The organism is Desulfobulbus propionicus DSM 2032 (assembly GCF_000186885.1).
In the GTDB taxonomy this organism is placed as follows: domain Bacteria; phylum Desulfobacterota; class Desulfobulbia; order Desulfobulbales; family Desulfobulbaceae; genus Desulfobulbus; species Desulfobulbus propionicus.
The window spans coordinates 3,248,205-3,272,835 of sequence record NC_014972.1 but is presented as its reverse complement, the minus strand read 5'-3'; the positions used below and the strand labels follow the sequence as shown (position 1 = coordinate 3,272,835).

At 58.0% G+C, this 24,631-nt stretch carries 20 protein-coding genes; 11 read left to right on the top strand and 9 right to left on the bottom strand.

All coding sequences use genetic code 11. The features are described 5' to 3' along the window. Window positions 1-9 precede the first annotated feature (9 nt). On the bottom strand, window positions 10-1,371 hold the full coding sequence (locus DESPR_RS14220) for a replication-associated recombination protein A (RefSeq protein WP_043770157.1): 1,362 nt from the start codon (window positions 1,369-1,371) through the stop codon (window positions 10-12). A 140-nt stretch (window positions 1,372-1,511) separates the two neighbouring features. Here DESPR_RS14220 and DESPR_RS14215 point away from each other — a divergent pair, with 140 nt between their 5' ends. Continuing rightward, window positions 1,512-3,068 carry an adenylate/guanylate cyclase domain-containing protein gene (locus tag DESPR_RS14215; protein ID WP_043770155.1) on the top strand — a complete coding sequence of 519 codons (1,557 nt, stop codon included), beginning with the start codon at window positions 1,512-1,514 and terminating at the stop codon, window positions 3,066-3,068. Window positions 3,069-3,070: 2 nt separating this feature from the next. Here DESPR_RS14215 and DESPR_RS19335 read toward each other — a convergent pair whose 3' ends face one another. After that, window positions 3,071-3,535: a PilZ domain-containing protein gene (locus DESPR_RS19335; protein ID WP_015725490.1), complete on the bottom strand. Its 465-nt coding sequence runs from the start codon at window positions 3,533-3,535 to the stop codon at window positions 3,071-3,073. Window positions 3,536-3,727: 192 nt separating this feature from the next. Here DESPR_RS19335 and DESPR_RS14205 point away from each other — a divergent pair, with 192 nt between their 5' ends. Next, on the top strand, window positions 3,728-5,191 hold the full coding sequence (locus tag DESPR_RS14205; protein ID WP_015725489.1) for an NAD-dependent succinate-semialdehyde dehydrogenase: 1,464 nt from the start codon (window positions 3,728-3,730) through the stop codon (window positions 5,189-5,191). Window positions 5,192-5,203: 12 nt separating this feature from the next. Here DESPR_RS14205 and DESPR_RS14200 read toward each other — a convergent pair whose 3' ends face one another. Further along, window positions 5,204-5,959 (bottom strand): GTP cyclohydrolase I FolE2, encoded by a 756-nt coding sequence (locus tag DESPR_RS14200; protein WP_015725488.1) that lies wholly within the window; start codon window positions 5,957-5,959, stop codon window positions 5,204-5,206. A gap of 141 nt (window positions 5,960-6,100) precedes the next feature. Between DESPR_RS14200 and DESPR_RS14195 the strand changes: the two genes are divergently transcribed. The 9 genes from DESPR_RS14195 (at window position 6,101) to DESPR_RS14155 (ending at window position 16,317) form a co-directional block, all read left to right on the top strand. Further along, window positions 6,101-6,481 (top strand): RNA-binding S4 domain-containing protein, encoded by a 381-nt coding sequence (locus DESPR_RS14195; RefSeq protein ID WP_015725487.1) that lies wholly within the window; start codon window positions 6,101-6,103, stop codon window positions 6,479-6,481. 18 nt (window positions 6,482-6,499) lie between these two features. Beyond that, window positions 6,500-7,132, top strand: a complete 633-nt coding sequence (locus DESPR_RS14190) for an IMP cyclohydrolase (RefSeq protein WP_015725486.1) — start codon at window positions 6,500-6,502, stop codon at window positions 7,130-7,132. Next, window positions 7,125-7,706, top strand: coding sequence for a phosphoribosylglycinamide formyltransferase (purN, locus tag DESPR_RS14185; RefSeq protein ID WP_015725485.1), 582 nt, complete (start codon window positions 7,125-7,127; stop codon window positions 7,704-7,706). Before DESPR_RS14190 ends, purN begins: the two co-directional genes overlap by 8 nt. After that, window positions 7,703-8,236: a bifunctional pyr operon transcriptional regulator/uracil phosphoribosyltransferase PyrR gene (pyrR, locus tag DESPR_RS14180; protein WP_015725484.1), complete on the top strand. Its 534-nt coding sequence runs from the start codon at window positions 7,703-7,705 to the stop codon at window positions 8,234-8,236. The genes purN and pyrR overlap by 4 nt, the downstream gene beginning before the upstream one ends. A 60-nt stretch (window positions 8,237-8,296) precedes the next feature. After that, window positions 8,297-9,763 carry a sensor histidine kinase gene (locus DESPR_RS14175; RefSeq protein WP_015725483.1) on the top strand — a complete coding sequence of 489 codons (1,467 nt, stop codon included), beginning with the start codon at window positions 8,297-8,299 and terminating at the stop codon, window positions 9,761-9,763. Window positions 9,764-9,847: 84 nt separating this feature from the next. Continuing rightward, on the top strand, window positions 9,848-12,103 hold the full coding sequence (locus DESPR_RS17495; RefSeq protein ID WP_015725482.1) for a peptidase U32 family protein: 2,256 nt from the start codon (window positions 9,848-9,850) through the stop codon (window positions 12,101-12,103). A 78-nt stretch (window positions 12,104-12,181) separates the two neighbouring features. Beyond that, window positions 12,182-13,927 (top strand): lipid A export permease/ATP-binding protein MsbA, encoded by a 1,746-nt coding sequence (gene msbA / locus DESPR_RS14165; RefSeq protein WP_015725481.1) that lies wholly within the window; start codon window positions 12,182-12,184, stop codon window positions 13,925-13,927. Window positions 13,928-13,930: 3 nt separating this feature from the next. Further along, window positions 13,931-15,190 carry an O-antigen ligase family protein gene (locus DESPR_RS14160; RefSeq protein ID WP_015725480.1) on the top strand — a complete coding sequence of 420 codons (1,260 nt, stop codon included), beginning with the start codon at window positions 13,931-13,933 and terminating at the stop codon, window positions 15,188-15,190. A 47-nt stretch (window positions 15,191-15,237) separates the two neighbouring features. Continuing rightward, window positions 15,238-16,317 (top strand): glycosyltransferase family 9 protein, encoded by a 1,080-nt coding sequence (locus DESPR_RS14155; RefSeq protein ID WP_015725479.1) that lies wholly within the window; start codon window positions 15,238-15,240, stop codon window positions 16,315-16,317. A gap of 21 nt (window positions 16,318-16,338) precedes the next feature. Here the strand turns inward: DESPR_RS14155 and DESPR_RS14150 are convergent, their stop codons facing one another. From DESPR_RS14150 to DESPR_RS14125, 6 genes are all read right to left on the bottom strand, one after another. Further along, window positions 16,339-17,145 (bottom strand): glycosyltransferase family 2 protein, encoded by an 807-nt coding sequence (locus tag DESPR_RS14150; protein WP_015725478.1) that lies wholly within the window; start codon window positions 17,143-17,145, stop codon window positions 16,339-16,341. Beyond that, window positions 17,142-19,340: a type IV-A pilus assembly ATPase PilB gene (gene pilB, locus DESPR_RS14145; RefSeq protein WP_015725477.1), complete on the bottom strand. Its 2,199-nt coding sequence runs from the start codon at window positions 19,338-19,340 to the stop codon at window positions 17,142-17,144. The genes DESPR_RS14150 and pilB overlap by 4 nt, the downstream gene beginning before the upstream one ends. Before the next feature lie 228 nt (window positions 19,341-19,568). Beyond that, entirely contained in the window at window positions 19,569-20,501 is a 933-nt protein-coding gene (locus tag DESPR_RS14140; RefSeq protein ID WP_015725476.1) for an FAD-dependent thymidylate synthase, read from the bottom strand. 68 nt (window positions 20,502-20,569) lie between these two features. After that, the gene (gene nifS, locus DESPR_RS14135; protein ID WP_015725475.1) at window positions 20,570-21,754 is read right to left on the bottom strand and encodes a cysteine desulfurase NifS; all 1,185 of its coding nucleotides are present in this window, start codon (window positions 21,752-21,754) and stop codon (window positions 20,570-20,572) included. Further along, entirely contained in the window at window positions 21,754-22,590 is an 837-nt protein-coding gene (gene nifU / locus DESPR_RS14130) for a Fe-S cluster assembly protein NifU (protein ID WP_015725474.1), read from the bottom strand. Before nifU ends, nifS begins: the two co-directional genes overlap by 1 nt. A gap of 90 nt (window positions 22,591-22,680) precedes the next feature. Further along, entirely contained in the window at window positions 22,681-24,435 is a 1,755-nt protein-coding gene (locus tag DESPR_RS14125) for a phosphohexomutase domain-containing protein (RefSeq protein ID WP_015725473.1), read from the bottom strand. Between the last annotated feature and the right edge of the window lie 196 nt (window positions 24,436-24,631).

The following is a 24,631-nucleotide window of genomic DNA, read 5'->3' as shown; positions in this document are numbered from 1 at the left end:
ACGTTTCCCTTATTTATTCCGTTGTTGCAGTTCATGCTGTTGCGCTCGCTGTTTGAGTATTTGTTTCCATTTGGTCAATCGGTCCTTGATCACCGCCTCGTAGCCGCGGGTGGTCGGCTCGTAGTAGACGCGGCCCGCCAGCTCCGGAGGCAGGTGTTCCTGCAGCACCAGACCGTCCCGGTCGTCGTGCGCGTATTGGTAGCCGTGGCCGTAGCCAAAATCCTTCATCAGTGCTGTCGGCGCATTGCGGATGTGCAGGGGGACCGGCAGGGACCCCGTACGTTCGATGTCCGCCCGTACCCGATGGGTGCACACGTAGACCGCATTGCTTTTCGGAGCGGTGGCCAGATAAGCAGCCACCTGATAGAGTGCCAGTTCGCCCTCTGGCGAACCGAGCATATGGTAGGCTTCACGGCCGTTTAGGGCCACTTGCAGGGCTTGTGGATCGGCATTGCCGATGTCCTCGGAAGCAAACCGAATCATCCGTCGGGCAATATAGAGTGGGTCCTCGCCTCCGAGCAACATCCTGCCCAGCCAGTAGACCGCACCGTCCGGATCGCTGTCGCGCAGACTTTTGTGCAGGGCTGAAATCAGGTTGTAGTGTTCCTCGCCCCTGGCGTCATAGCGGAGGGTTTTTTGCTGCAGTGTTTCCCGCACCTGGGCGACGGTGATCGTTCGCTCTGCCTCTCCAGCCGCTGGCTGGCGCTTGAGCTGCTCCAGGGTCAGGGCGGCCGCCGTTTCCAGATGATTCAACGCTCGTCGGCAGTCACCGTCCGCCGTATCGGCCAGGAGGTCGAGGGCCTGATCGTCGATGGTCAGACGATCGTCACCGAAACCGACCGAGGTATCGATGAGGGCGCGCCGCATGACCTGTTTGAGATCGTTGCGGTCGAGTGGAGCGAGGAGCAGGACCTGGCAGCGGGAGAGCAGGGGAGCGGTGATCTGGAACGACGGATTTTCCGTTGTCGCTCCGATCAGGGTCAGCAGGCCACTTTCCACGTGGGGCAGAAAGGCGTCCTGCTGGCTCTTGTTGAAGCGGTGGATTTCGTCGACAAAGAGAATGGTCGGCCTGCCGTCCTGTTCATGGACAGACTTGGCCTGATCGACGATCTGCCGTATCTCCTTGACCCCCGAGAGTACTGCGGAGAAAAAGACGAAATGGGCAGAGACGGCGTGGGCAAGGATGGTGGCCAAGGTGGTCTTGCCCGATCCGGGCGGCCCCCAGAGGACCAGCGAGGGAATTCGGCCGCTGTCGATCAGCTGGTTGAGGAATTTGCCCTCGCCAACCAGATGGCGCTGGCCGACAAAATCTTCCAGGCGGGTGGGGCGCATCCGCTCGGCGAGCGGACTGTGGGGTAGTTGTGCAAGCATGGCCGAGTATACCTCAGGTGGAAGGAAATGAACAGCGGGACCAACCCGGCAAGGGGCTTCTTTTGGCGCTATTGCTTGCCTTGCCTCCTGGTCGATGGTAACATCGCTTTGAAAAGTATGGAATTCCAGCGAGCCCATCAATGAAAACTCCTGTGGTCCTCCTTGCCGCCGACGATGCGCAGGCCGGGGAGGTAATGGCGATATTGTCGCACATAAAGATGATTCGCTGCCGCGACGTATCGGCGGCAATCCACATCTGTGCCCGCCAAGCAGTTGCCGTGGTGCTGATTGTCGAGGATGCCCTCGCCATGGACGGCTGCCAGGTCTTTGCCGCTCTCAATGCTGCCCAGCCGGGCGTGGCCGGGGTGTTGCTGTCCGCTTCGCTCCGTCCGGAATTGCCGCGGGGCGTGTTGGAGGTGGGCCTTTCCGGATTGGTGGAATGGCCTGGCAATCCGGTGCATCTGACACGGGCCGTCGAGCTGGTTCTGGAACGCCACCGGTTGCAACAGGAAAACATCCGGTTACGCACCCTGATTCCCCTCTACAGCCTCGGCGAGCAATTTCTTGCGGCGACCAGTGAGCAGGAAATCCTCGATGGCTTGGTGACCGCGGTGGAACAGCAGACAGGCGCCAGTCATATTTCGGTAATGCTTTATGACCTCCAGGAAGGGAGTCTTCATATTGCCGCTTCCCGGGGCATGGATCCGGTCCTGGCCCGATCCATCCGGCTCAAGCCCGGGGCCCAGATCGCCGGTTGGGTTTTTCAGCAGGGCAAGTCGGTCATTCTTAACAAGGAGGATCAGCATGCCTCCATCTTTTCGGCGCTGCTCCGCCAGCCAGATATCGTTTCCGCTGTTTCTTTTCCGCTCCGCATTCGCGAACGGGTGATCGGGGTGCTCAACATCAGTCAAAAATTGACCGATGAACGTTTTTCCGAGGCGGATACCGAACTGCTCGGGATCATTTGCAGCCAGGCGGCCAATGCCCTGGAAAATTTGCGGGCACGGCAGCAGTTGGCCGCAACTATCCGCATGCGCACCCTGTTCGAACAGTATGTGGCCCCCGAGGTGGCTGAGCTGCTGCTGAAAGGCGGCAATACCGATTTGATGGCGTTGGGCGAAATCACCGAGGTGACCGTCCTTTTTGCCGATATCCGCAATTTTACCCGTTTGGTCCAGCGCATCGATCTGCGGGAACTCCGCGTGTTCCTCAACGAATTCTTTCAATTTTTCACCGAGGAAGTGTTTCACTGGCAGGGGACGGTCGATAAGTTCATGGGGGATGCGGTCCTGGCGGTGTTCGGCGCACCGATCAAGCTGGAGCGGCCAAACTTGGCGGCAGCGCATGCTGCATGGGCGGTCAGGAGACGGTTTGCGGAGCTGCGGGAGCAATGGATGCGGCGCAGCGCTGAATTTGCCTTGGTGGATTTGGGGATCGCCGTAACCTGCGGCACGATTTTTCTGGGCAATATCGGCTCCACCAAGCGGCTCGATTACACGGTGGTCGGCAATGAGGTCAATATTGCCCAGCGCCTGTCCGCCGAGTCCTCATCGGGCCGGATTTATATCACCGAGGCGGTGCGCCAAGCGATCGCCGATCATTTCGAGCTCAAGGAATTGGGCGAGATGCACCTGCGGGGAGTTGAAAAAGCCATTCCGGTCTTTACGCTTCTTGGCGAAAAAGAACAAACACGATGAGTTCAGCGGCAGTCCCGCTCTCTGCGGCCCGCGAAATAACTGCACAATTCAATCCATTTGTTGCTTCTCTCTGGCCGATTTTTTCGCAACGCTTCCTGAATTTCCCGCATGTGCTGCTTTTCCGGATTCCCCGTGAATTCGACCCCTATCTTAAAGGCGCGTATTTGCTGCTGTCGAAAGAGCGCCATCCAGACCGGTTGGGCAGCAAGGGTGCAATGCTGCAGCTCGGGTGGATGATCGATGGTCAGGTGCAACAACCTCTCATCCGTCTCGCGGGTCGAGTAGAAGAGGTGAAAACGTTCGTGCATGACTTGGCTCATCAGCAGGCACGCGCCATGGATCGACAGGTCGATGATTCTTCCCGAGAACGGGCCGGCAATGACGTGGCCGTCCCGTTTGTGGACGACATGCACTTCAAGAGGGAGGTAATCGACAAGGCGGGGGGATCGGCGCTGCTCAATGTTCATCTAGGCCTGCTCTTTTGTCGTGCGGCTGTTATCGGGATGAAAAAAGACACGTCCCGGTGTATGATGGCATCCTTCAAGGCATAGTAGCACACCTGGAGTGATCCTGAAGATAAAAGTAACCCACCTGCAGGCAGCAGCTTCATTTTCGGCATGCTGCCTGCTTTCTTTTTGATGACCCGTGAAGAGGGGGCAATGAAAGTACGTCATCAAGAGCTGTTGCGCTCCCAATGCTTTGCTGGTGGTCGATGGATAGACAGCGTCGCCGGCAAACGGATAGAGGTGGTTGATCCGGCCAGCGGCCGGGCCATCGGTTCGGTGCCAGCCCTAGACAACAGGGAAACCGCGGCCGTCATCGAGGCCGCCCATCGCGCCTGGCCGGGTTGGCGAGCCTTGACCGCCAAGGATCGGTCGCGGCTGCTGCGGCGATGGTTCGATCTGCTGGTCGAACACCATCGCGACCTGGCGGTGATCATGACCATGGAACAGGGCAAGCCGCTGGCTGAGGCCAGGGAGGAGGTGCTTCACGGCGCCAGTTATGTCGAATGGTACGCGGAAGAGGCCAAGCGGGTGTACGGCGACACCATTCCCATCGGCCAGCAGGGCAAACGGATCGTGGTGCTCAAGGAGCCGGTGGGCGTCTGTGCCGCCATCACCCCCTGGAATTTTCCTTCCTCGATGGTCACCCGCAAGGCAGCGCCCGCCTTGGCCGCCGGCTGTCCGGTGGTGGTCAAGCCGTCGAGCAGCACCCCCTTTTCCGCTCTGGCCCTGGCCCGATTGGCCGAGGAGGCCGGCATGCCGCCCGGGGTGTTCAATGTGGTGACCGGTCCGGCGGCGGTGATCGGCGCCGAGATGACCGCCAACCCCCTGGTCCGCAAGCTCAGCTTCACCGGTTCGACCCAAGTGGGCAAGATCCTCATGCGCGACTGCGCCGCCACGGTCAAGCGGGTTTCTCTGGAATTGGGAGGACATGCCCCGTTCATCGTTTTCGACGACGCTGACCTCGACGAGGCGGTCCGGGGAGCCATGGCTTCGAAATATCGCAACTCCGGGCAAACCTGTGTGTGTGCCAACCGCTTCATTGTTCAGGAAAAGGTGTATGCACGGTTTGCCGCCAAACTGGTCGAGGCCGTCCAGCAGCTCAGGGTGGGCAATGGGTTCGAGGAAGGGGTGCAGCAGGGGCCGCTGATCGATCTGGACGCGGTGCGCAAGGTCGAGGCGCAGATTGACGATGCCGTGGCCAAGGGGGCGCGGATTGCCTGCGGTGGCAAACGGTTGGGAACGGCCGGATTTTTCTTCGAACCCACGGTGCTGCTTGACGCCAGTCCCGAGATGCTGATTGCCAGTGACGAGACCTTCGGTCCGGTGGCGCCGCTCTTTTCCTTCAAAGACGATCAGGAGGCCGTGGCCTTGGCCAACAACACGCCCTACGGACTGGCCGCTTACTTCTACAGTCGCGATATCGGACGAATTTGGCGGACCGCCGAGGCGCTCGAGTACGGCATGGTGGGGATCAATACCGGCCGGACGTCATCGGAGGCGGCGCCGTTCGGCGGCATCAAGGAATCGGGCATCGGACGGGAAGGGTCAAAGTACGGCCTTGAGGAATATCTGGAGCTGAAGTACCTCTGTTTCGGCGGGCTGGGCACATCCGCTTGATGGTCGGCGCGATCAGGAGGCCACGGAATGAGGCTCGAGGTCGCGGCTGTCGACAAAGGCATAGGCGCTGTGCTTGTGGATCGATTCAAAACTCTCCACTCCCACCGAAAACCAGGCGATCTCGGGGTGAGTCATGGCCCGCTGGGCCACCTTGCGGGCTACATCCTCGACGAACATCGGCTGGGCATAGGCCTTTTCCGTCACATATTTTTCATCGGGACGCTTGAGCAGGGCATAGACCTCGGACGAGCCGCACCCTTCCACCATGGCGATCAGATCTTCCAGCCAGATCAGGCCCAGCGGCCGGACGGTGAGGGTGACCTCGGCCCGCTGGTTGTGGGCGCCGGCCTCGCTGATTTCCTTGGAACAGGGGCAAAGGGTGGTGACCGGGACCACCACCGTCAGCTGGGGCTCGCCGCTGGTTTCCGACGAGGCGGTAAAGACACACTGGTACTCCATGAGGCTAACGGTTCCAGTGACCGGAGCGTGTTTGGCGATGAAGTAGGGAAACCGCATTTCCAGCTTGGCCTCCCTGGCCTGGAGCTGTTGGCGCACTTTGCTCAGCAGGGCGGGGAAGATGCCGGCATTCACGTCCGGCAGAAACTCGGCCAATAGTCCGGTCATGAGAGTGACACAGGACGCGAGCCGATCCTGGGGGGTGCGCGCGAGCAGGTCGATGACCGCGACGGTGTGCTGAATGCCGCCCCCCTTTTCAGGGATGCGAACAGGGCAGGTGAAATTGCTGATTCCGACGGATTGTAAAGGCATGGGCAGATCTCAACGAAGGGATAATCGCTCCCACATACCCCATTTTCACCGGATCGGCAACGGTCTCGGTCAGCGCTTCTTTGTTTGATCGTTGCCGATAACTGTGGTATTTTGACCCGATACAGAGACCTTGTGGTGAACATGGACAGTGTGCGCATCGACAAATGGCTGTGGGCCGCCCGCTTTTTCAAGACCCGGTCCTTGGCGGCCAAGGCGGTGAGCGGCGGCCATGTGACCCTCAACGGCAACAAAGCCAAGCCGTCCAGAATGGTGCAAAAGGGTGACATGCTGGTCATTCGCCAGGAATTGCTGGCATTCACGGTGCAGATCATTGCCCTCAGCGAGCAGCGCGGGCCGGCGGCGGCAGCCAGGACCCTGTATGCGGAAACCCAGGACTCCATGGACAGGCGTGAACAACTGGCAGCCGAACGACGGATGGCTCGTCTGCAGGGCAATCCACCCGAGCGGCGGCCGGATAAACATGAACGGCGGAAAATCCGTCAATTTTTGAAAAAAGAGTAAGCCGGTGAAGGAGAAACGATGAAACGAGTGGAACGGGCGCTGATCAGCCTGACCGATAAATCGGGATGTGAGGATTTTGCCGGGGCGCTGGCCGCCATGGGCATCGAGATCCTGTCCACGGGTGGTACGGCCCAGAAGCTGCGCGCAAGCGGCATTGCGGTAACCGATGTGTCTGAATTCACCGGTTTTCCCGAGATGCTCGATGGCCGGGTCAAGACGCTGCATCCCCTGGTTCATGGCGGCATCCTCAACCAGCGCGCCAACGAAGCCCATCAACAACAGTGCCGGCAGCACGGGATCAAGCCGATCGACATCGTGGCGGTCAACCTTTATGCCTTTGCCCAGACCGTGGCCAAGGCCGGCTGTACGTTGGCGGACGCCATCGAACATATCGACATCGGCGGTCCGACCCTGTTGCGGGCCTCGGCCAAGAATTTTCACGATGTCACCGTGATCGTCGATCCGGCCGATTACCCCCAGGTGCTCACTGAGTTGCATGCGTACGGCAACACCACCTTGGCCACCCGGTTTCGCCTGGCCCGCAAGGTGTTTGAGCTGACCGCAAGCTATGACACCGCCATTGCCCAATGGCTGCGCACCGTCGACCCGGCCACCGATCCTTTTTTCGCCGGAGCCGAAGACCATGCGTAAGATGGCGGTGCTCCTCTCCGGTAGCGGCAGGACGCTGGACAATTTCCACGAACGGATTACTGCCGGAACGCTGCGGGCCGAGATTCAGGTGGTGATTTCCAACGTCGCTGGCGCCTTGGGCCTCGCGAAAGCCGAACGCTACGGCTATCCAGCCTTTTATGCCCAGGAGAACGACGAGATCAACCGCATCCTCGCTGGTTACGACGTTGATTTGATCGCCCTGGCCGGCTACCTCAAGCTGTACACTCCGCCCCCTTCCCTGCGGCGCGCGGTGCTCAATATCCACCCGGCGCTCATCCCCTCCTTTTGCGGCGCGGGGTATTATGGGCACCACGTTCATGAGGCGGTCAAGGCCAGGGGATGCACGGTAAGCGGCTGTACCGTCCATTTCGCCAACGAATGCTACGACCAAGGGCCAATCGTGTTGCAGCACTGCGTGGCCCTGGAGGACAGCGACACTCCCGACGATATCGCGGCCCGGGTGTTTGCCGTGGAATGTGAAACCTACCCCGAGGCGATCAATCTGGTGGATGCCAAAGGGGTGGACTATTTTTGGGAGAGGGTGAAGGCATGACCGCACGGACCATTATGATCGGCACGGACATTGAGCGCAGCCTGGATCGGATCAGCCTGGAGATCGTGGAACGCAACCACGGGGTCAACGACCTCTCGATCATCGGCATCCATACCGGCGGCGTCTTTCTCGCCCAACGGATCAAGCAGAAGATCGAAGAGCGGGAGGAGGCGCTGCTACCCTCGGGCAACCTGGACATCACCCTGTACCGGGATGACTGGAGCCTGATCTCGCAGAACCCGATTGTCAGAAAATCGGACATCGGCTTTCTGCTCGAAGATAAAAAGGTCATCCTGGTCGATGACGTCATCTTCACCGGCCGGACCATTCGGGCCGCCATGGATGCGATCATGGACTATGGGCGGCCGCTGTCGATCCAACTGGCTGTGCTGGTGGATCGAGGTGGTCGCGAGTTGCCGATTCAACCCGACTATGTGGGCATGAGCGTCAGCCCAGCCCCCAATGAGCGGGTCGATGTGCTGTTGAGCGAGAAGGACAACCGTGACGCGGTGGTTCTTTCCAAACGTTGAGCCGGCTTTTCCCCGGAGAAGCCCTGACGACAAGCAGAGCTTGGCGAGACGTGTCGAGGCATGACTGAGCACCCGAACACTATTCCCATCCCGCCGGATCTGGAAATCGTCTGCCGCCGCATCCGGGAAAAAGCGGAGAGTTATGAACAGTATAACTTCTCCCAGGGGCGCAACGATTTTCTCAAGGCCTTTTTTGACCTGGCCCAGGAGTACGATTCCCTGGATGATTTTTATCGGATCTGTGTTTCCGTTCCCTTGGCGTTGGTCGGGGTGTCCAGTTCGCTCTATCTCTGTCAGGGCGAGGCAAATGGCCTGCAGCTGGTTTGTTCCAGTGAGCGGGGAGTCCTGCCGCATCCAGAACCGGCGCGACGGCTCATCCGGATGCAGGAGGAGCCCTACGAACTGGATGGCTCCTACATGGTGCCGATTTTTAGCAAGTATCCATCGTATAGTCGTACAGGAAGCGACTGTTCCCGGAAGGACCTGGAACAGGGGCCTCTATGGAATGATTTTCGTGGCCTGTGCGGTGGCGGCCGGACTTTGGGCATGTATGAGGTGCGGCGCCAGGGGGGGCTTTCCGAGACCGATAGGTTCTTCTTTGCCAAATACGCCAACAGAATCGGCTATAATCTCGATAATAGGTTGATTGCTCGACAAAATATCGATCGGCTGAAATTCATCAACACCCTGGTGATTGACATTGAGCACAATATCATTGTGCCCAACATGTATTTCCGCCACCTGTTTAATCAGCTAAAAAAGAAAATCGGCCTGATTGACGAGCTGAAACGGGAGATCGTCGACCGCCAGGGGCCGGAACCGTTGGCCGGGCCTTGCGGCTACTGTTGCGGCAAACTCCAGGCCCTGCAGGAGGACCTGCTCAAGTACTACCAGGAGATTGTCAAGCATCACGCCAACATGAGCCTCTTCATCGAGAGCCTGTTCAGGCGCGAACATTTCGAGCGGGGGCATCTTGTCCTGCATCCCAAGCGCTGCCTGGTGGAAAAGGAAGTGATCATCCCCCAGTTGGAGCACTATGCCAGTCGGTTGAAGGCTGCCAATATCACCGTCGACCGGCCGCAGAACATGCACGAGGAAGAATTTCCGATCTTGGTGGACATCGGCCTGCTGGCGCAGGTCTACGCCAACCTGTTCTCCAATGCGGCCAAATATACCAAGGAAATCATCGATCATGCCGGCAGGCCGCGCAAAGCCATGGCCTATGGCCGCGAAGTGGTCGAGAATTTCATCCGGCCCGGCCAAAAAGGGGTGAAATTCAATGTATTCACCACCGGTCCCACCATGTCGGAAGAACAAGGCAACCAACTGTTCCAGGAAGGGATGCGTGGCGACGACAATCCGGATGTGCCCGGAACCGGCCATGGGCTGTCGTTCATTCGTCTTGTTGTCGAAATGCATGGCGGTCGAGTCGGGTACGAGCCCACGGCCGAAGGCAATAATTTTTTCTTCATCCTCCCCCTGCCTCCTGTCGATTATCCCCTGGCCCTTTGTCCGCCGGGTGAATGACGACGGTCGCGTCTGTTTGATGTTGCTCAACGAGCACGCCGGGGAAAGACCCGATGCAGCCAACGCTGCCCTCCATTTTCGTCCATGACCACAACCGCTTCGCCTGTCGCTGCTCCCCGTCCTTTGGAACTCCTTGCGCCCGCTGGAACCGTGCCGGCCTTTGAGGCTGCCCTTCGCGAAGGGGCCGATGCCGTTTATGTCGGCGCTCCCGGGCTCAATGCCCGTGCCTTGGCCAGGGATTTTACCTTCGGCGAGATCGCGGCCATGACTGAATGCGCCCATGACCAGGGAAAAAAGGTGTATGTGGCCATGAACAGCCTGATGAAGGAGGGGGAGGTGCGGCAGGCCGTGGAAACACTTTCCCGGTTGGCTCGAATCGGTCCGGATGCGCTGATCTTGCAGGATCTGGGCATTTTTCATTTGGTCCGCCGTTTTTTTCCTTCGCTCAAGGTGCATGCCTCGACCCTGATGACGGTCAACAATGCACTGGCCGCCCGCTATTTCAAGGAGCTCGGGTTCGAACGCATCGTGCTGGCGCGCGAACTCAGCCTGGAGGAGATTCGGACCATCCATGCCCACTGCCCAGTGGAATTGGAAATCTTCATCCATGGTGCCATGTGTTTCAGTTATTCGGGCCTGTGCCGATTTTCCAGTCTGCATGGCGGCAAATCGAGCCTGCGCGGTCAATGTGTCCAGCCCTGCCGCCGCCGCTACGAATGGCTGCCCTCGGGCAAGCGGTCCAGTTGCGGTAAAACGGCTGAATATCTGTTTTCCATGAACGATCTCAGCGGCATCGATCACCTGACCGAGGTGCGGGCCGCCGGGGTGGTCAGCCTCAAGATCGAGGGGCGGCTCAAGTCGGTGGAGTACGTCCGCAACACGGTCCGGGCCTATCGTTTGGCCCTGCGGGCGCTTGATACCTCGCCGGAGCAGCGGCCCACGTTACTGGCCGAGGCCCATCGATGCCTGGACGCGGCCATGGGACGCAAGCGCTCCCCGGGTTTTCTTGTCCGCGGCTGGGAGGATCGGTTGATCATCCCCAGATTTGCCGGCAGCAGCGGCGAGATGGTCGGCAAAGTGACCCGGATGGAGGAGGGACGGGAGAGCCGGACAGCAAAAACGTTGCGGTTACAGGCCACCCTGCAGACACCGATACGGCTGGGCGATCGGTTGCGCCTCTATGAGGAGCGAAGTGGCGAGCGCAAAAGCTTCACTCTCCGATCCCTGGAGGTCAAGGGCAGAAAAGTGGATCAGGCCGACAAGGGACAGGTAGTGTCCATTGCCGTGAGCGGTCTTGAGTTGAGCGGCTTCCCCCATCGTTCCCACGGACTTCTCTTCAGGGTCGATGTCAGCGGTCGATTTGAGCAGCAATCGGGCCTGGTGCGCCGATTTCATCCACAGCGAAGTGTCGATCCCGATCCCATGCGGCTGCAGCAGATCCTGACCGCCTTGGCCATGGGGTCGGCCAGTCCACCATCCCGAGATGCGGCAACCGATCGCGGCGGCCAAGGACCGGGAAAAACATCCCGTCCACAGTGGTGGCTCAAGGCGGCATCGCTCGATGCGGCGGGAATGCGCTTCCCTTTTCAGGTCGCCAGGCTGGTGCTGGAACTCAATCAACGCAACCTTGACCAAGTTCTCCAGTTGCGCCGGAGCAAGTCCCCGCGACATCCGCCGCTGGTCTGGGCCTTGCCACCCATTGTGTTGCAGGAGCAGCTGGCCTGGTATCATCAGGCGGTTCAGCGGCTTCGAGGCCAGGGAGCGACAGCCTTCCAGATCAGCCATATCGGCCAGCTGGGCCTTTTTACCGAGGCCCCCGGATCGGGCGGGGATCTGCCGCTCGAGGTCTACGGCGCGTACAGCTGCAACCTGCTCAACAGTTCGGCTCTGGAGCTACATGGGGACTGCGGCCTGGCCGGGGTGCAGTTTTCCCTGGAAACGGATCGGGTGACGTTGGCCGCCGCCCTGGCTCAATTTCACAAAGCATGCAACCGTAACGCTCATGCCCTGCGGGTCGGTTTGCTGGTCTACGGTCGGCCACCGCTTTTCAGCGCGCGATTGGATGCCCCACATTTTCAGGGACAACGGACCTTTGTCAGTTCCCGCGGCGAGCGATTTTATCTCGACCGCCGAGAAGGGACCGTGTATGCCCGTTCCCATGTACCGTTTTCTCTTTTGCAGCATGTTCAAGACATTACCCGGATGGGGGTCAATTACTTGGTGGTGGATATCAGCCATGGCCAGCCGAAACGGGAATGCTCCGCAGTGACCGCCCTGCTCAGCGGTCGGGGGGAGGAGCCCTCGGTTTTTTCCGGCAACTATGCTGGCACACTCGCGTGAAATAGGGTAAATGCTGGCGCGGAGGACCAAATCCGGAATGTGGCCAGGGATTGATCACTTTTTCACACCATTTCTTGCATGAACAATAAAGCCCTTTTTTCCAAACTACTGGCAGTGCTCAAGCCCTATCATGCAAAGCTGTTGCTGGCCATGGTCGGCATGGTGGCCGTGGGTGGATTCAATGCCCTGCAGGCGTACATGGTCAAGCCCCTGTTGGACGAGATTTTTTTCAACCGCGATGCGCGATTGCTCAACCTGTTGCCCCTGGGCTTGCTGGCGATTTTTTTCTTCAAGGGGATTTTCTTTTTCGGCTATTCCTACCTGCTGGAAATGGTGGGGCAGAGCGTCATCCGCGATCTGCGCAACCGTATCTATGGCCATCTTCACGAACTGTCGCTCAGTTTTTTCCACCGGCATCCAACTGGCGAGCTTATTTCGAGAATTATGAACGATGTCAGCATGTTGCAGGGATCTGTTTCCCATGCGCTGATTCGCACCCTCCGCGACTTGTGCTCAGTCGTCGGACTGCTCGGGGTCATTTTTTACATGGATTGGCGGCTGGCCCTGATTTCCCTGCTTTTTCTGCCGGCAGCCGCGGTGCCGATCGTTGTTTTTGGCAGAAAATTCAGAAGGATCAGTGCGACCTATCAGACCAAGATCGGCGAAGCGACCAGCCAGCTGCACGAAACCATTGCCGGGGTGCGCATCGTCAAGGCCTTTGGCATGGAAGGGTTCGAGAAGCAACGCTTTGGCGAGAAGATGCAGGGTATCATGGACACCCTGATGCTGGAAACCAAGTACAGCTGCCTCTCCCACCCCCTGATCGAGTTCCTCGGCGGCATCGGCATGGCGATGATCATCTGGTTCGGCGGCATGCAGGTCCTGCAGGGCAACTCGACACCAGGTGCCTTCATGTCCTTTCTCACCGCCTTGATCATGCTCTATGAACCGGTCAAGGGCGTTAGCAAAATCAACACCACCATTCAGCAGGGATTGGCGGCGGCCACGCGCATTTTTTCCCTGCTGGATATCCGGCCCGATATCCAGGAAGCTGAGCGGGCCATTGAGCTGGGGCCGTTCAGCCGCAGCATCGTGTTTTCGGACGTCAGCTTCCACTACGAGAACAACGAGCCGGTGATCAAACACCTCAACTTGCGGGTCAACCGGGGCGAAATCCTGGCGGTGGTCGGCCCGAGCGGCAGCGGCAAGACAACCTTGGCCAACCTGATTCCGAGGTTTTACGAGGTCAGCGTGGGCGAGCTGCGCATCGATGACGTCGATATCCGCGAGGTCACCTTTGCCTCCCTGCGCCGGCAGATCGCCCTGGTCAGCCAGCAGACCATCCTGTTCAACGATACGGTGCGCAACAATATCGCCTATGGGGTCAGTGACTGCCCAGAGGAGCGGATTGTCGAGGCGGCCCGATCGGCCTATGCCCTGGATTTCATCCATGAACTGCCCCATGGGTTCGAGACGGTGATCGGTGAAGCCGGCGCCCGGCTGTCAGGCGGACAGCAGCAGCGGATCTCCATTGCCCGAGCCCTGCTCAAGGACGCACCGATCCTGATCCTTGACGAAGCAACCTCGGCCCTGGACAGCGAATCGGAACGTGAAGTACAAAAGGCCCTGGAAAACCTGATGCGCAACCGAACCACCATTGTGATCGCTCATCGATTGTCCACGGTGCACAACGCGGATCGGATCATTGTCCTCAAAGAGGGGTGCCTGATTGAAGAAGGTACCCACGATGAATTGCTGGCCTTGGGTGGTGAGTACAGTTTTCTTTATCGTCTGCAGTTTTCCGATCAAGCACTGATGAGATAAGGCATGAACGCAATCCGACAAAATCTCGAACAGATTAACCTGTGGTTGATGTTGCTGCTGGCATTTTGCCTGCCGCTCTCCACCTCGGCGGTGACCGTGGCGGTCCTGCTGGTCTTGGCCTGTTGGCTGTATGAGGGGCAATTCCCCGCCAAGATGCGAGAGATTGTCGCCAGTCCGATCTGTATCGCGGTGCTGTTATACTTTGGCGCTCTTGTGCTCGGGTTGTTGTGGACAGATTCGCTTGCCGACGGGCTGGAAGTGATCAGAAAACGATGGAAGATTCTTTTGTTGCCCGTTTTCCTGACAACCGTTCGCTGGGATCGGCGCTGGTGGTATGTCGCGGCCTTCCTTGCCGGCGTCATTGCCGCCATGCTGGTCATCGATCTGGCTTATCTTGATTTGTTTCGGCATCTGGGCATAACCTCGGCCCGGTTTCGGTTTCACACCATTGTCAATCATCTCGTGTTCACGCCGATGCTGGCCCTTGCCGTGTATCTGGTGCTCCATCAGGTCCTGTGGGGCGGAATGCGGGGAGGGCAGCGCTGGCTGCTGGCCGCGCTGAGCGCTGTGATGATCGTCAATGTGTTTTTGACACGGGGTCGGGCGGGACAATTGGCCTTTTTTGTGCTGATGGCAGTGTTGTGCGTTCAACACTTTCGCAAGAATCTGCTTCGGGCCATTTTGATTCCCCTGGTGGCGCTGCCGCTGGTCTTTGTCGTGGCGTATCAGGTCAGTCCGGTGTTTCAGCAACGGATGGATCAGATTCAACAGGATATCGAAACCTTTGATCAACGCCCGGATGTCTCCTCCGTGGGACTGCGTTTGCATTACTGGAAAATAGCCTGGCAGATCATTAAAGAGGAGCCGTGGCTGGGGGCCGGGACCGGTGATTTTGCCCCGCGCTACGCCCAGATCAACCAGCAGCTTTCCCCCCGGGTCCCTCTCACGGACAACCCGCATAACCAGTATATTTTTGTCACCGCGCAACTGGGAATTCTGGGGCTGCTCACCCTGTTGGGCCTGTTTTTCGTCCATTTCCACAAAACCTGGCAGCGACAGGATGAATGGAAGCGGATCCACTGTGCCTTCCTGGTCTTTTTCTTGACCATCATGACCACCGAGTCCTACTTGAATATTTATGGCACCGGTTTTCTCTTTTCACTCTTCAGCGGGGTGTTGTTCAAACGGCAAGATGACTGGCGATGTGCGGTCGAGGGGTCCTGCCCGCCGGCACGAACCGGGAACGCAGCGCCCGTGTCCTAAAGAGCCCGCACCGAGTGCTCCCGCACGCGTGCCGCCAGGTAAATTTCATGGACATCCAGAACCAGCGCATCTTGATCATCAAGCAAAGCTCCCTTGGTGATATTGTGCACACCCTCCCGGTGGCGCATGCCCTGAAACGCTGTTTTCCCGACTGCCATATCGGCTGGGTCGTGGAGCGGGCATTTGCTCCTTTGGTCGCTCAAGACACGGCGGTGGATGCGGTCTACCCCATCCATATTCCCTCGACCAGTGAGCCCGGAGCGAGATGGTATATTGCCTATCCCCAAGCCTTCTGGGCCACCATGCGCGTTGTGCATGGATTATGGACGGCCCTGCGTGCCGCGCCTTATGATCTGATTCTGGACCTGCATGCGTCGTTTCGCAGTGGTCTTCTTTCGTTGATGAATGGCGGCGGCCTGCGGGTTGGGTTTCGGGATGCGCGTGAACTGAATACCCTGTTTCAGCATCGTCTGGTCAGCATCCCCGACCATACGGTGCACGCGGTGGATAAAAATCTCCTGTTTTGCGAACTCCTTGGCTGCGTCCCCACGGATGCGGATTTCTTTCTCTGCTCCGATCGGACCGATGAGCAAAGCGCCGCGAATTTTCTGACGGCACACGGGATTCAGGGCGATCTTCCTTTTGTCTATGTCAATCCCACCGCTCGCTGGCAATCGAAATTCTGGTTGCAGCCCAGATGGAGCGAGCTCTGTGATCGTCTCCTTGCCGCCGGTATTCACGTGGTTTTTGGCGGCAGCGCGGCCGATCTTCCCTATATAAGCGGGATTACCGAACGGATGGCTGGCGCTGGCGTGGTGGCCGCCGGGCGTTTGACCCTGACGGAATCGGTGGCGCTGATGAAGCGGGCCTCGGTCTATGTTGGCGTGGATACTGGCCCCATGCACATGGCCGCCATGGCTGGAATACCTGTTGTGGCCCTGTTTGGGCCGACGCATCCCGAACGGGTCGGGCCGTATCGAGCGCGCGGCGTCGTTCTTCAGGCGAACAGCATTGAGTGTCTGTGCTGCCGCAGGCGCGTCTGTCCCCACATGCGCTGCATGGAGGGCATCTCGGTGGAAACCGTTTATCAGCAGGTCCTTGATTTTGTTGTCATGCCTGCTCGTTGAGCAGGCATGCGTGGTGCGGCATCACCCTTGGTTCGAGGGGTGGCGGCGGAGAGGCGGGGAGGGCGGTGCGGGCCAATTGGCTTGCAGCTCGTGCAATTTGGCGTATTTGTAGAATGTTGCCTCGAAGTTGTAGAAGGCGATGATGAACCCCGGCCAACCGTCCAGGATGCCACGTTTGAGGAAATACATGTGGCAAAAGGACCAGAGGCCGTGGAGCATGGCTGTCCATAAGGAACAGCGCGTCCGTCCATGCAGGGCCAGTTTTTCTGCTCCCAAGGTAGAGTATTTATTGGCCTTGTGCACCAACTCCTCGAGTTTTTTGAAGGGAAATTGCCAGATTGCGTTGTGAAGGTAGGCCACCGGCCGGTCGGTCACGATGGAAAATTCCTCGTGCACCGGATCGTCTTTGAAAACCAATGCCCCTTTTTTGAAGAGCTGCGGCTGACGGTAGTCGGGATAAAAGCCGGAATGCCGTATCCAGCGACCCATGAAATAATTCCGACGGGGTACATAATAGGCATCCGCCTGCGGGGCTTCAAGGCAGGCGAGAATCTCATCCCGTACCTCCGGGGTACATCGTTCGTCCGAGTCCAGGGAAAAAATCCAGTCGTGGCTGCAGGCGGCCATGGCTTGGTTGCGTAGATCACCGAATCCACGAAAGGGGATCTGCACAACCCTGGCCCCAAGCTGTTCGGCTATGGCGGCGGTGTTGTCTTGGCTGAACGAATCGGCGACCACGATTTCGTCGGCCCAGAGCACCGAATTGATGGCCGCCTCGATTTTATCGGCTTCGTTATAGGCGATAATGTAGACAGAAACGTAGTTCATGCTTGGCGTATGACCTGGGGTGGGCGAATTTTTGTCGCGCTGGCGAGCTGCACCACGATGCGATCGGTTTTCTGCAACCGTTCCACCAGGGTGCGAAACAAATGGCGGGAGACTTCCGGGTATTTTTCAATAAGTTCGTTCAACTTGTCTCCTGGATAGCGTTTGATGGTACAGCGGCCGACGGAGATGATGGAGGCGGACCGCGGTTCTTCCAGGATGGCGGCCATTTCACCGAAATACTCGCCGGGCTCGGTGATTTCCGCAATCTTTTTCCCGGAACGCAAAACCGCCACCTTGCCCCTGATCAGTTTAAAGAAGTCCTTGTCCTTGTTGCCTTCCTGGATGATAACGTCACCGTCCTCATACTCTTCCACATCCGGATTGACCAGATAGGCGGGCAGGCTGTCCTCGTGCGCCACGGTGCGTTTCAGGACCTCCTCCAGACTGGTGACGCCTTCACGGGCCTTTTGCAGGCCTGCCTCGCGCAGGGTATACATGCCTTCCTGGATGGCCACCTTGCGCAGTTGCTCCTCCGAAACCTCGGCCTGAATGGCTTCGGCAACCGCCTCCGTGACCTCCATCAGCTCAAAAAAACCGACCCGGCCGCGGTAGCCCAAGCCGTTGCATTCCGGACATCCCTTGGCCTTGAACAACTTCAAGTCGTCGAGTTCGCTTTCCTTGAAACCAGCGCTCAGTAAGGTATGGCGATCGTATTCGGCCGGAATTTTGCATTTTTGGCATAACCGCCTGCCCAGTCGTTGCGACAGGACCATGGTCAGGGACGACGCCAGGATGTAGGAGGGAATCCCAATATCCACCATACGGCTGACCGTGGCCGGCGAATCATTGGTATGGAGGGTGGAGAAAACAAGATGGCCGGTCATCGCCGCCTTCATGGCGATTTCCGCAGTTTCGATATCGCGAATCTCGCCCACCATGATGATATCCGGGTCCTGGCGAAGAAAAGCCTTGAGGGCCGCGGCAAAGGTCATGCCGACCTCGGCGTTGACATTGACCTGATTGATGCCCTTGAAGTTGAATTCCACCGGGTCCTCGGCGGTGAGAATCTTGATGTCCTCGGTGTTCAAGGAGTTGAGGGCAGAATACAGGGTGACCGTCTTGCCTGAACCGGTCGGGCCGGTGACCAGCAACAGGCCTTGGGGGCGTTGCAAGCACCGCTTGAGGGCGGCGAAGGTGTCGACGGTGAACCCGAGTTTGGTCAGATCGACGTTGAGGGAACTCTTGTCGAGGATACGAAGAACAATGCCCTCGCCGTGCAGCAACGGCAAGGTGGAAACGCGGAAATCAACCGCCTTGTTCCGGCCCAGGCGGATCTTGATGCGACCGTCTTGGGGAACACGGCGTTCAGTGATGTTGAGCCCCGCCAGAATCTTCATTCGGGCCGCCATGGCGTTTTTGATGGTGAGGGGCAGGTTCATCGACTTGAACAGGGAGCCGTCCTTCCGGTAGCGGACCTGCATGGTTTTTTCAAACGGCTCGATATGGATGTCGCTGACCCCTTCCTGAACGGCTTTGACCAAGATGCCATTTACCAGCTTGATGATCGGCGCGTCGGAAGCAGAAAACTGCTCATAGGCACCTTCGTCGGCGCCACTGCTTTCGATCTCGAAATCTTCCGCGGCATCGGACACCAGCGCGCCAAAGTCATCAACCTGCGTGACCGTGTCCTCTTCGCCTTCCGGTTCGAATTTAAAGAAGGAGTGATACTCTTCGTCACTGATTTGATAATATTTTTTATAGGCGTCGATGATATCCTTGGCGGTCGACACGCAGACGTTGAGGCTCTTCTGGACAACATCCTGAAGTTGTTCAACATCCAGCGAATCGGTGGGCTCCGCCATGGTCACCTGGAGGGTGTTGCCAGCCAGCCGCAGGGGGAAGGCCATGAAACGCTTGGCGGTTTCATAGGGAACCAGGTCCAGGGCCTCCCTGCTCGGCGCCTCCTGATCGATGACAACAAGGGGATAGTTGTGCATCCTGCTGAGGAAGTTGGCAATCGTATCCCGTTCGATGGCGCCGCTTTCCAAAAGAATGCGGCCCAATCGCTCCCCGGTTTTCTTTTGAATTGCCTTGGCTTCCTCAAACTGTGTAGCGGTAATGTAACCAGCCTTGCTCAACAGTTCGCCGATTTTCAGTTTGCCGGCTCCGGACTGATCCTTGACCGTCCGTTTCATGGAGCTTCTCTGCGAGTCAGTGAATTGTTGTCCAGGTTTTATCGCCATCGCTGCCAAGAGACCTTGAAGTCGGAAATTAGGGAATTTTCAGGTAGTGTACTACAAAACAGACCCGTGGTCAAAAAGGAAGCATCCGTTCCCCCAAAAGGCAAGGAGACGAGCGGCAAAGGCGCAACTCGAAGTTGAACGTATCGCCCGCCTCGTGTCGCCGGAGAGGTGAGGGGGAAATCAGAGGAAAATGGAGGGATAGCGGTCCTGCATGGCCTGTTGCAGAGGAATCATGACTTCCCGCATCGAGGGTTCCGCTGCTGCTGCGGTGCGGAGATTGAAGATATGTCGCCATTCCAGGAGATTGGTGTAGACGATGATTTCAGTTTTGCACGAATTAGGCAGCACGGTCCGCGCCGCCTGGGGGGTAGAGGTTTCAAGAAGACGGAAATACTGCTGTTCCATGGCTTCCATGGATTGCCGCCAAATGGCGAACTCCTCGCTTTGCGGCTCAAAGAACACCGGCTTGATGAAGGATACTTCATTGCCAAATTTATCGGCGGAATAGCGGCAGTAGCGCTGGCTCTCCTGCAGAAAGGTACAGGGGCGATGACGGACCAACTCATGGGTCACCGCCCGGCTGACGATGAATTTGACCGCCAGGTGACGATGCTTGGCGAGCAGTTGCGGCGCAAATTGTTCCACTGCCGACAGCGGGACCTTTTCGACGCTGATCCCTTGTGGCGGCGCTGTTTCGCTGACGGGAAGGGCTTCGAAGAAATAGGGGTGACGATCGCGCAGAAACAGCCCGATGGACCGGGAAATGCCGTCCCCGGGGTGGTTGATCAGCATTTCGCGAAACGCGCGGATGGAACCGGTGATGATCAGGCAATGGCTTTCCAGTTGGTCGATCTGGAGGAATTTGGGTTGAAGAAAATACAGGGCTTGGAGCGGTTCAAACGTGGCGCAGGTGACCATGAAAGTGACCACCCCCATTTCCAAAACTGAGTTGTGACCGTATTCCGCCATTTTACGAACAAAGGGGATCGCGGAATTCCTGTCGATCCGGTTTTCGCTCTTGTAGCAGATGCGGCCGCAGTATTCGATCCGGACAGCCAGGCTTTGCTGGTCCAGTTCATCAAGGATGGTGAAGCATGGCTCAACGATACGCATGGGAAACCGGCGGGTTGGAAAAAACAAAAACAGCGTCGCCTGGTGAGCAGGCGGCGCTGAAAGGGACGCTACTTGTTTTCATCCCAAAAGGGAGAAAGCTCACGCAGTTTGGCGATGATGGCCGGCATTTTGTCGAGGACGAAGTCGACCTCTTCTTCGGTGTTGTACACCGAGAGACTGAAGCGGATAGAACCATGCGCAGCGGTAAAGGGTACGCCCATGGCCCGAAGCACATGGGACGGTTCCAGTGAACCTGATGTGCAGGCGGAGCCTGAGGAAGCGCAGATACCGTATTGATTCATATGAAGCAGAATCGCCTCACCCTCGACATATTCAAAACTGATATTGGCGGTGTTAGGCAGGCGCTGCTCCGCATGACCGTTGCGCAGGGATTTGGGGATGGAGGTGAGCAGCCCCGTTTCCAGCTTGTCGCGCAGGGCCCGAACCCTGGTGTTTTCCTCCTCCATTTTGGCCCCGGCTAGCTCACAGGCCTTGCCCAGCCCTACGATGGAGGCCACATTCTCCGTGCCGCCGCGCCGACCATGTTCCTGGTGGCCGCCGTTGAGAAAGGGGATAAAAGGAGTGCCTTTGCGTAGATACAGCACGCCGACGCCCTTGGGCGCATGGAGTTTATGTCCAGACAAGGAAAGGAAATCGATGGCTGTTTCCTTGAGGTTGATCGGAACCTTACCTACTGCCTGCACCGCATCGGTATGGAACAGGATGCCGCGTTCCTTGGCAATCCGCGCCATTTCCTCGACGGGAAAAATCACCCCGGTTTCGTTGTTGGCCCACATGACGCTGACAATGGCGGTCTCATCGGTGAGGCTGTCCTTGTAGCGTTGCAGGTCGATGGAGCCGTCGGCGTCAACCTGCAGCCGGGTGGTATGATACTTGCGACCGGTGAAGATCTCCAAGTTATCGCATAGGTTCTTGACCGCCGGATGCTCCACTCTGGTGGTGACCACATGGTTTTTTTCGGGATAGGTCTGCAGGGCGGAGAGAATGGCGGTGGAATCACTTTCCGTGCCGCAACTGGTGAAGACAATCTCTTCGGGGGCGGCTCCCAGCAGGTTAGCCACCGATTGCCGGGCCTGGTTGATCGCCTGGCCGACCCGGCCGCCAAAAGTGTGCATCGAGGAAGGGTTGCCGTACCATTCGGTCAGGTAAGGCATCATCGCCTCCAACACCTCGGGGGCGATCCGGGTGGTGGCGTTGTTGTCCATATAAATAACATGTTCTGGGGAGCCCATTATCTGTCCTCCTCGACTATCAGGCTCTCCAGAACCTGTTCGCGTAGTTTTTTCTCCACGTATTCCTTGAGCGTGGTCCGTGAGGAATAGCAGTTGGCGCAGGAGCCGCGCAGTGACACGGTGACGAAATCGCCATCCACGTCGATCAGCTGGATGTCACCGCCATCCTTCTTCAGGGTGGGTTTGATCTCGCGCTCGATGACCTCCTCGATCTTTTTGATCTTCTCCAAACTGGTCATGCGTTTCTTCTTGGTGGCGCCAAAGGGCTGCGCCGGCTGTCCCTCAACGGTCTCGGCGAGCAGGGCGCGCAGTTTGCCCTCACATTTGCCGCAGCCGCCGCCGGCCTTGGTGAAGTTGGTGATGTCCTCCACCGAGGTGAGTGCGTTTTCCTTGATGGCCCGGATGATTTCCAGGTCGGTGACTCCAAAACACTCGCACACCACCTCGCCCTGGGCCATGGGCAGCATGACGCCGGTATAATCGGCAATGGCTGCCTCCAGGGCTTCGCGACCCATCACCGAACAGTGCATCTTTTCCTTGGGCAGACCGCCGAGGGCCTTGGCGATATCGTCGTTGGTCAGTTTTTTCGCATCTTCCAGCTTCATGCCTTTGAGCATCTCGGTGAGCATGGAGGAGGAGGCGATGGCCGAGGCGCATCCAAAGGTCTTGAACTTGGCATCGGTGATCACTTGATTTTCATCCACCTTGATCGTCAGTCGCAAGGCGTCGCCGCAGGCAATGGAGCCAACATTGCCCACTCCGTCGGCATCCTCGATCTCGCCGACGTTTTTTGGATTAATGAAATGTTCCTGGACCTTATCAGTATATTCCCACATGACCGGTTCTCTGTGTTGATGATTTTCGATGATTGAATTCATCCCGTTGCCACGATGCAGGCGAGAAGGGATAAAATTCAATTTGCTACATTAGGGCAGGAGTCCGGTTTCGGCAAGCATCGATTTGGCACTTTTTACCAGCAGGGCTGTTTCCTCCCGGCTTCTCGCCTCCACATAAAACCGAACCTTGGGTTCGGTGCCTGAGGGCCGGATCATGATCCAAGAACCATCGTCAAGGATCATTTTGCGGCCGTCGATGTCGATGACCTGGGTGATGGTTTTCAGGTCTTCCCCCACCTGGACATGGCTGCCAGGGCCATAATGCCGCAATTGATCCAGGGCTTGCAGCAGGCTGTCGCCCTGCTTGCTGACGGTGACACCGTCCCGATCCGGGTAGTAGTGACCAAAAGCTGCCTCGATGTCGGCCAGATATTGCCCCAGGGGCTTGCGCAGTGTCAGGACCATGTCGATGGCCAGGATTAGTCCGATGAAGGCATCTTTTTCCGGGGTGTGGCCGGTGATGGAAATGCCGTCCGACTCCTCGAAATACACCAATGCCTTGTTGATCACCGGCTTGAACTCCTTGAATCCGACTTTGGGCTCAAAAATTTCTTCTCCCAGTTGCGCGGCCAGGGCGTTTGCCAAATTGCTTGAGGCCACGGTCTTCGCCACCATTCCCTTTTTTTTCTTGATTTCGTGGAGGAAATGGTAGGCCATGGCTCCGAACTGATTCATGGAGATCTCAACCGTGCCGTCGGTGAAGCGGATACGGTCGCCGTCTGGATCAATGATCGCCCCAATTTTCAGCGGTTCACTGCGGCTCGCCAAGGTGGTGAGCACGGGCTGCATGTTGGCCGAGGAGGGCTCCGGGGCAATGCCGCCAAAGGTGGGGTCTTCGGTGTCGCGCAGCAGAATCAGCCGATTGGTGGGCGGATTGTCGAGCAGGCGGGCAATATAGTTGCGGGCCGCGCCATGGACGGCATCGACGCACACCACCACGTCGTGGTCATGAGCAAATTCGGTCAGCAGCCGGTCATAGTCAATGCCGTGCCGATCAAAACCCTTGCGCACCAGTTGCTGCCAACTGGCCAGGGCATCCTCGGAAACGAGAGCGGGCAGCTCGCTGAGTGAGCGGGCGAGATTCAGTCCTGCGGGGATGAACGGTACCCGTTGGCTGCCGATGTAGTCGCGGGCCAGTTGAGTGATGGTATCGGTCAGAAGGGGCGAGGCCGGACCTGCATCGGCGGCGTTATATTTGAAGCCTCCGTATTCCAGCGGATTGTGGCTTGGGGTGAGATTGATGGAGAAGGCTGCCTTGTGGATCAGCACCGAGGCCGAGAGTGCCCCGGTGGTGGCCTCGCCGGCATAGAATACCTTGACCCCATTGGCACAGAGAACATTGACCACAGCTTGGGCCAGCAAGGGACCGCCGAAACGGTTGTCAAAACCGACCACGCCGCCGCGCCGCTGCATTTCAGCAAAACTGTGCACGCCCAGGGCAAGACGCATTGCCGCATTGGTCTCGGCTTCCCGGTAAAGGCCGAGAATGGCGGCGGTGACCACCGCCACCGAGCGGACAAAGAGATCCTTGCCCAGGGTGCCCCGCCAGCCGGACGTGCCGAATTTGATGCGTTGCAAAGGTTGTCCCGCATTGGTCAACATCTCGTCCCGAATCAGCTCGTACACGTGGTCGATCGCTGCCTGCCATTGCGGCCGATCCGTGGCCGTGGCCTGATTGCGGGCCGCCACGAGGCGTTTGATGGCATCGAAATATTGGCTTTCTTTGTGTTTGTTTTCAACTATGTAGCGGTTGCAAATTTCCCGAATCTCATGGTCGATGCTCATCCTCGCGCTCCCTTGCTTAAATATAGTCGGAACTTGATGAAAAATGAAATATTTCATTATTATAGCCCCAGGAACAACGCATGGCAAGTGGCTACGAAGCATGGACGCAAGGCAGACGTTTCGGTTGACCGGCTAGATGATTTTTTTTAATATAGTTAGCGTCATAAACGCTAGTTTCCGAAAACGGACGGTTTGA

Excerpts from the sequence above, each read along its gene's own strand:
- DESPR_RS14220 (WP_043770157.1), bottom strand. The coding sequence starts at position 1,371 with ATGCTTGCACAACTACCCCACAGTCCGCTCGCCGAGCGGATGCGCCCC.
- DESPR_RS14215 (WP_043770155.1), top strand. The coding sequence starts at position 1,512 with ATGAAAACTCCTGTGGTCCTCCTTGCCGCCGACGATGCGCAGGCCGGG.
- DESPR_RS19335 (WP_015725490.1), bottom strand. The coding sequence starts at position 3,535 with ATGAACATTGAGCAGCGCCGATCCCCCCGCCTTGTCGATTACCTCCCT.
- DESPR_RS14205 (WP_015725489.1), top strand. The coding sequence starts at position 3,728 with ATGAAAGTACGTCATCAAGAGCTGTTGCGCTCCCAATGCTTTGCTGGT.
- DESPR_RS14200 (WP_015725488.1), bottom strand. The coding sequence starts at position 5,959 with ATGCCTTTACAATCCGTCGGAATCAGCAATTTCACCTGCCCTGTTCGC.
- DESPR_RS14195 (WP_015725487.1), top strand. The coding sequence starts at position 6,101 with ATGGACAGTGTGCGCATCGACAAATGGCTGTGGGCCGCCCGCTTTTTC.
- DESPR_RS14190 (WP_015725486.1), top strand. The coding sequence starts at position 6,500 with ATGAAACGAGTGGAACGGGCGCTGATCAGCCTGACCGATAAATCGGGA.
- purN (WP_015725485.1), top strand. The coding sequence starts at position 7,125 with ATGCGTAAGATGGCGGTGCTCCTCTCCGGTAGCGGCAGGACGCTGGAC.
- pyrR (WP_015725484.1), top strand. The coding sequence starts at position 7,703 with ATGACCGCACGGACCATTATGATCGGCACGGACATTGAGCGCAGCCTG.
- DESPR_RS14175 (WP_015725483.1), top strand. The coding sequence starts at position 8,297 with ATGACTGAGCACCCGAACACTATTCCCATCCCGCCGGATCTGGAAATC.
- DESPR_RS17495 (WP_015725482.1), top strand. The coding sequence starts at position 9,848 with ATGACCACAACCGCTTCGCCTGTCGCTGCTCCCCGTCCTTTGGAACTC.
- msbA (WP_015725481.1), top strand. The coding sequence starts at position 12,182 with ATGAACAATAAAGCCCTTTTTTCCAAACTACTGGCAGTGCTCAAGCCC.
- DESPR_RS14160 (WP_015725480.1), top strand. The coding sequence starts at position 13,931 with ATGAACGCAATCCGACAAAATCTCGAACAGATTAACCTGTGGTTGATG.
- DESPR_RS14155 (WP_015725479.1), top strand. The coding sequence starts at position 15,238 with ATGGACATCCAGAACCAGCGCATCTTGATCATCAAGCAAAGCTCCCTT.
- DESPR_RS14150 (WP_015725478.1), bottom strand. The coding sequence starts at position 17,145 with ATGAACTACGTTTCTGTCTACATTATCGCCTATAACGAAGCCGATAAA.
- pilB (WP_015725477.1), bottom strand. The coding sequence starts at position 19,340 with ATGAAACGGACGGTCAAGGATCAGTCCGGAGCCGGCAAACTGAAAATC.
- DESPR_RS14140 (WP_015725476.1), bottom strand. The coding sequence starts at position 20,501 with ATGCGTATCGTTGAGCCATGCTTCACCATCCTTGATGAACTGGACCAG.
- nifS (WP_015725475.1), bottom strand. The coding sequence starts at position 21,754 with ATGGGCTCCCCAGAACATGTTATTTATATGGACAACAACGCCACCACC.
- nifU (WP_015725474.1), bottom strand. The coding sequence starts at position 22,590 with ATGTGGGAATATACTGATAAGGTCCAGGAACATTTCATTAATCCAAAA.
- DESPR_RS14125 (WP_015725473.1), bottom strand. The coding sequence starts at position 24,435 with ATGAGCATCGACCATGAGATTCGGGAAATTTGCAACCGCTACATAGTT.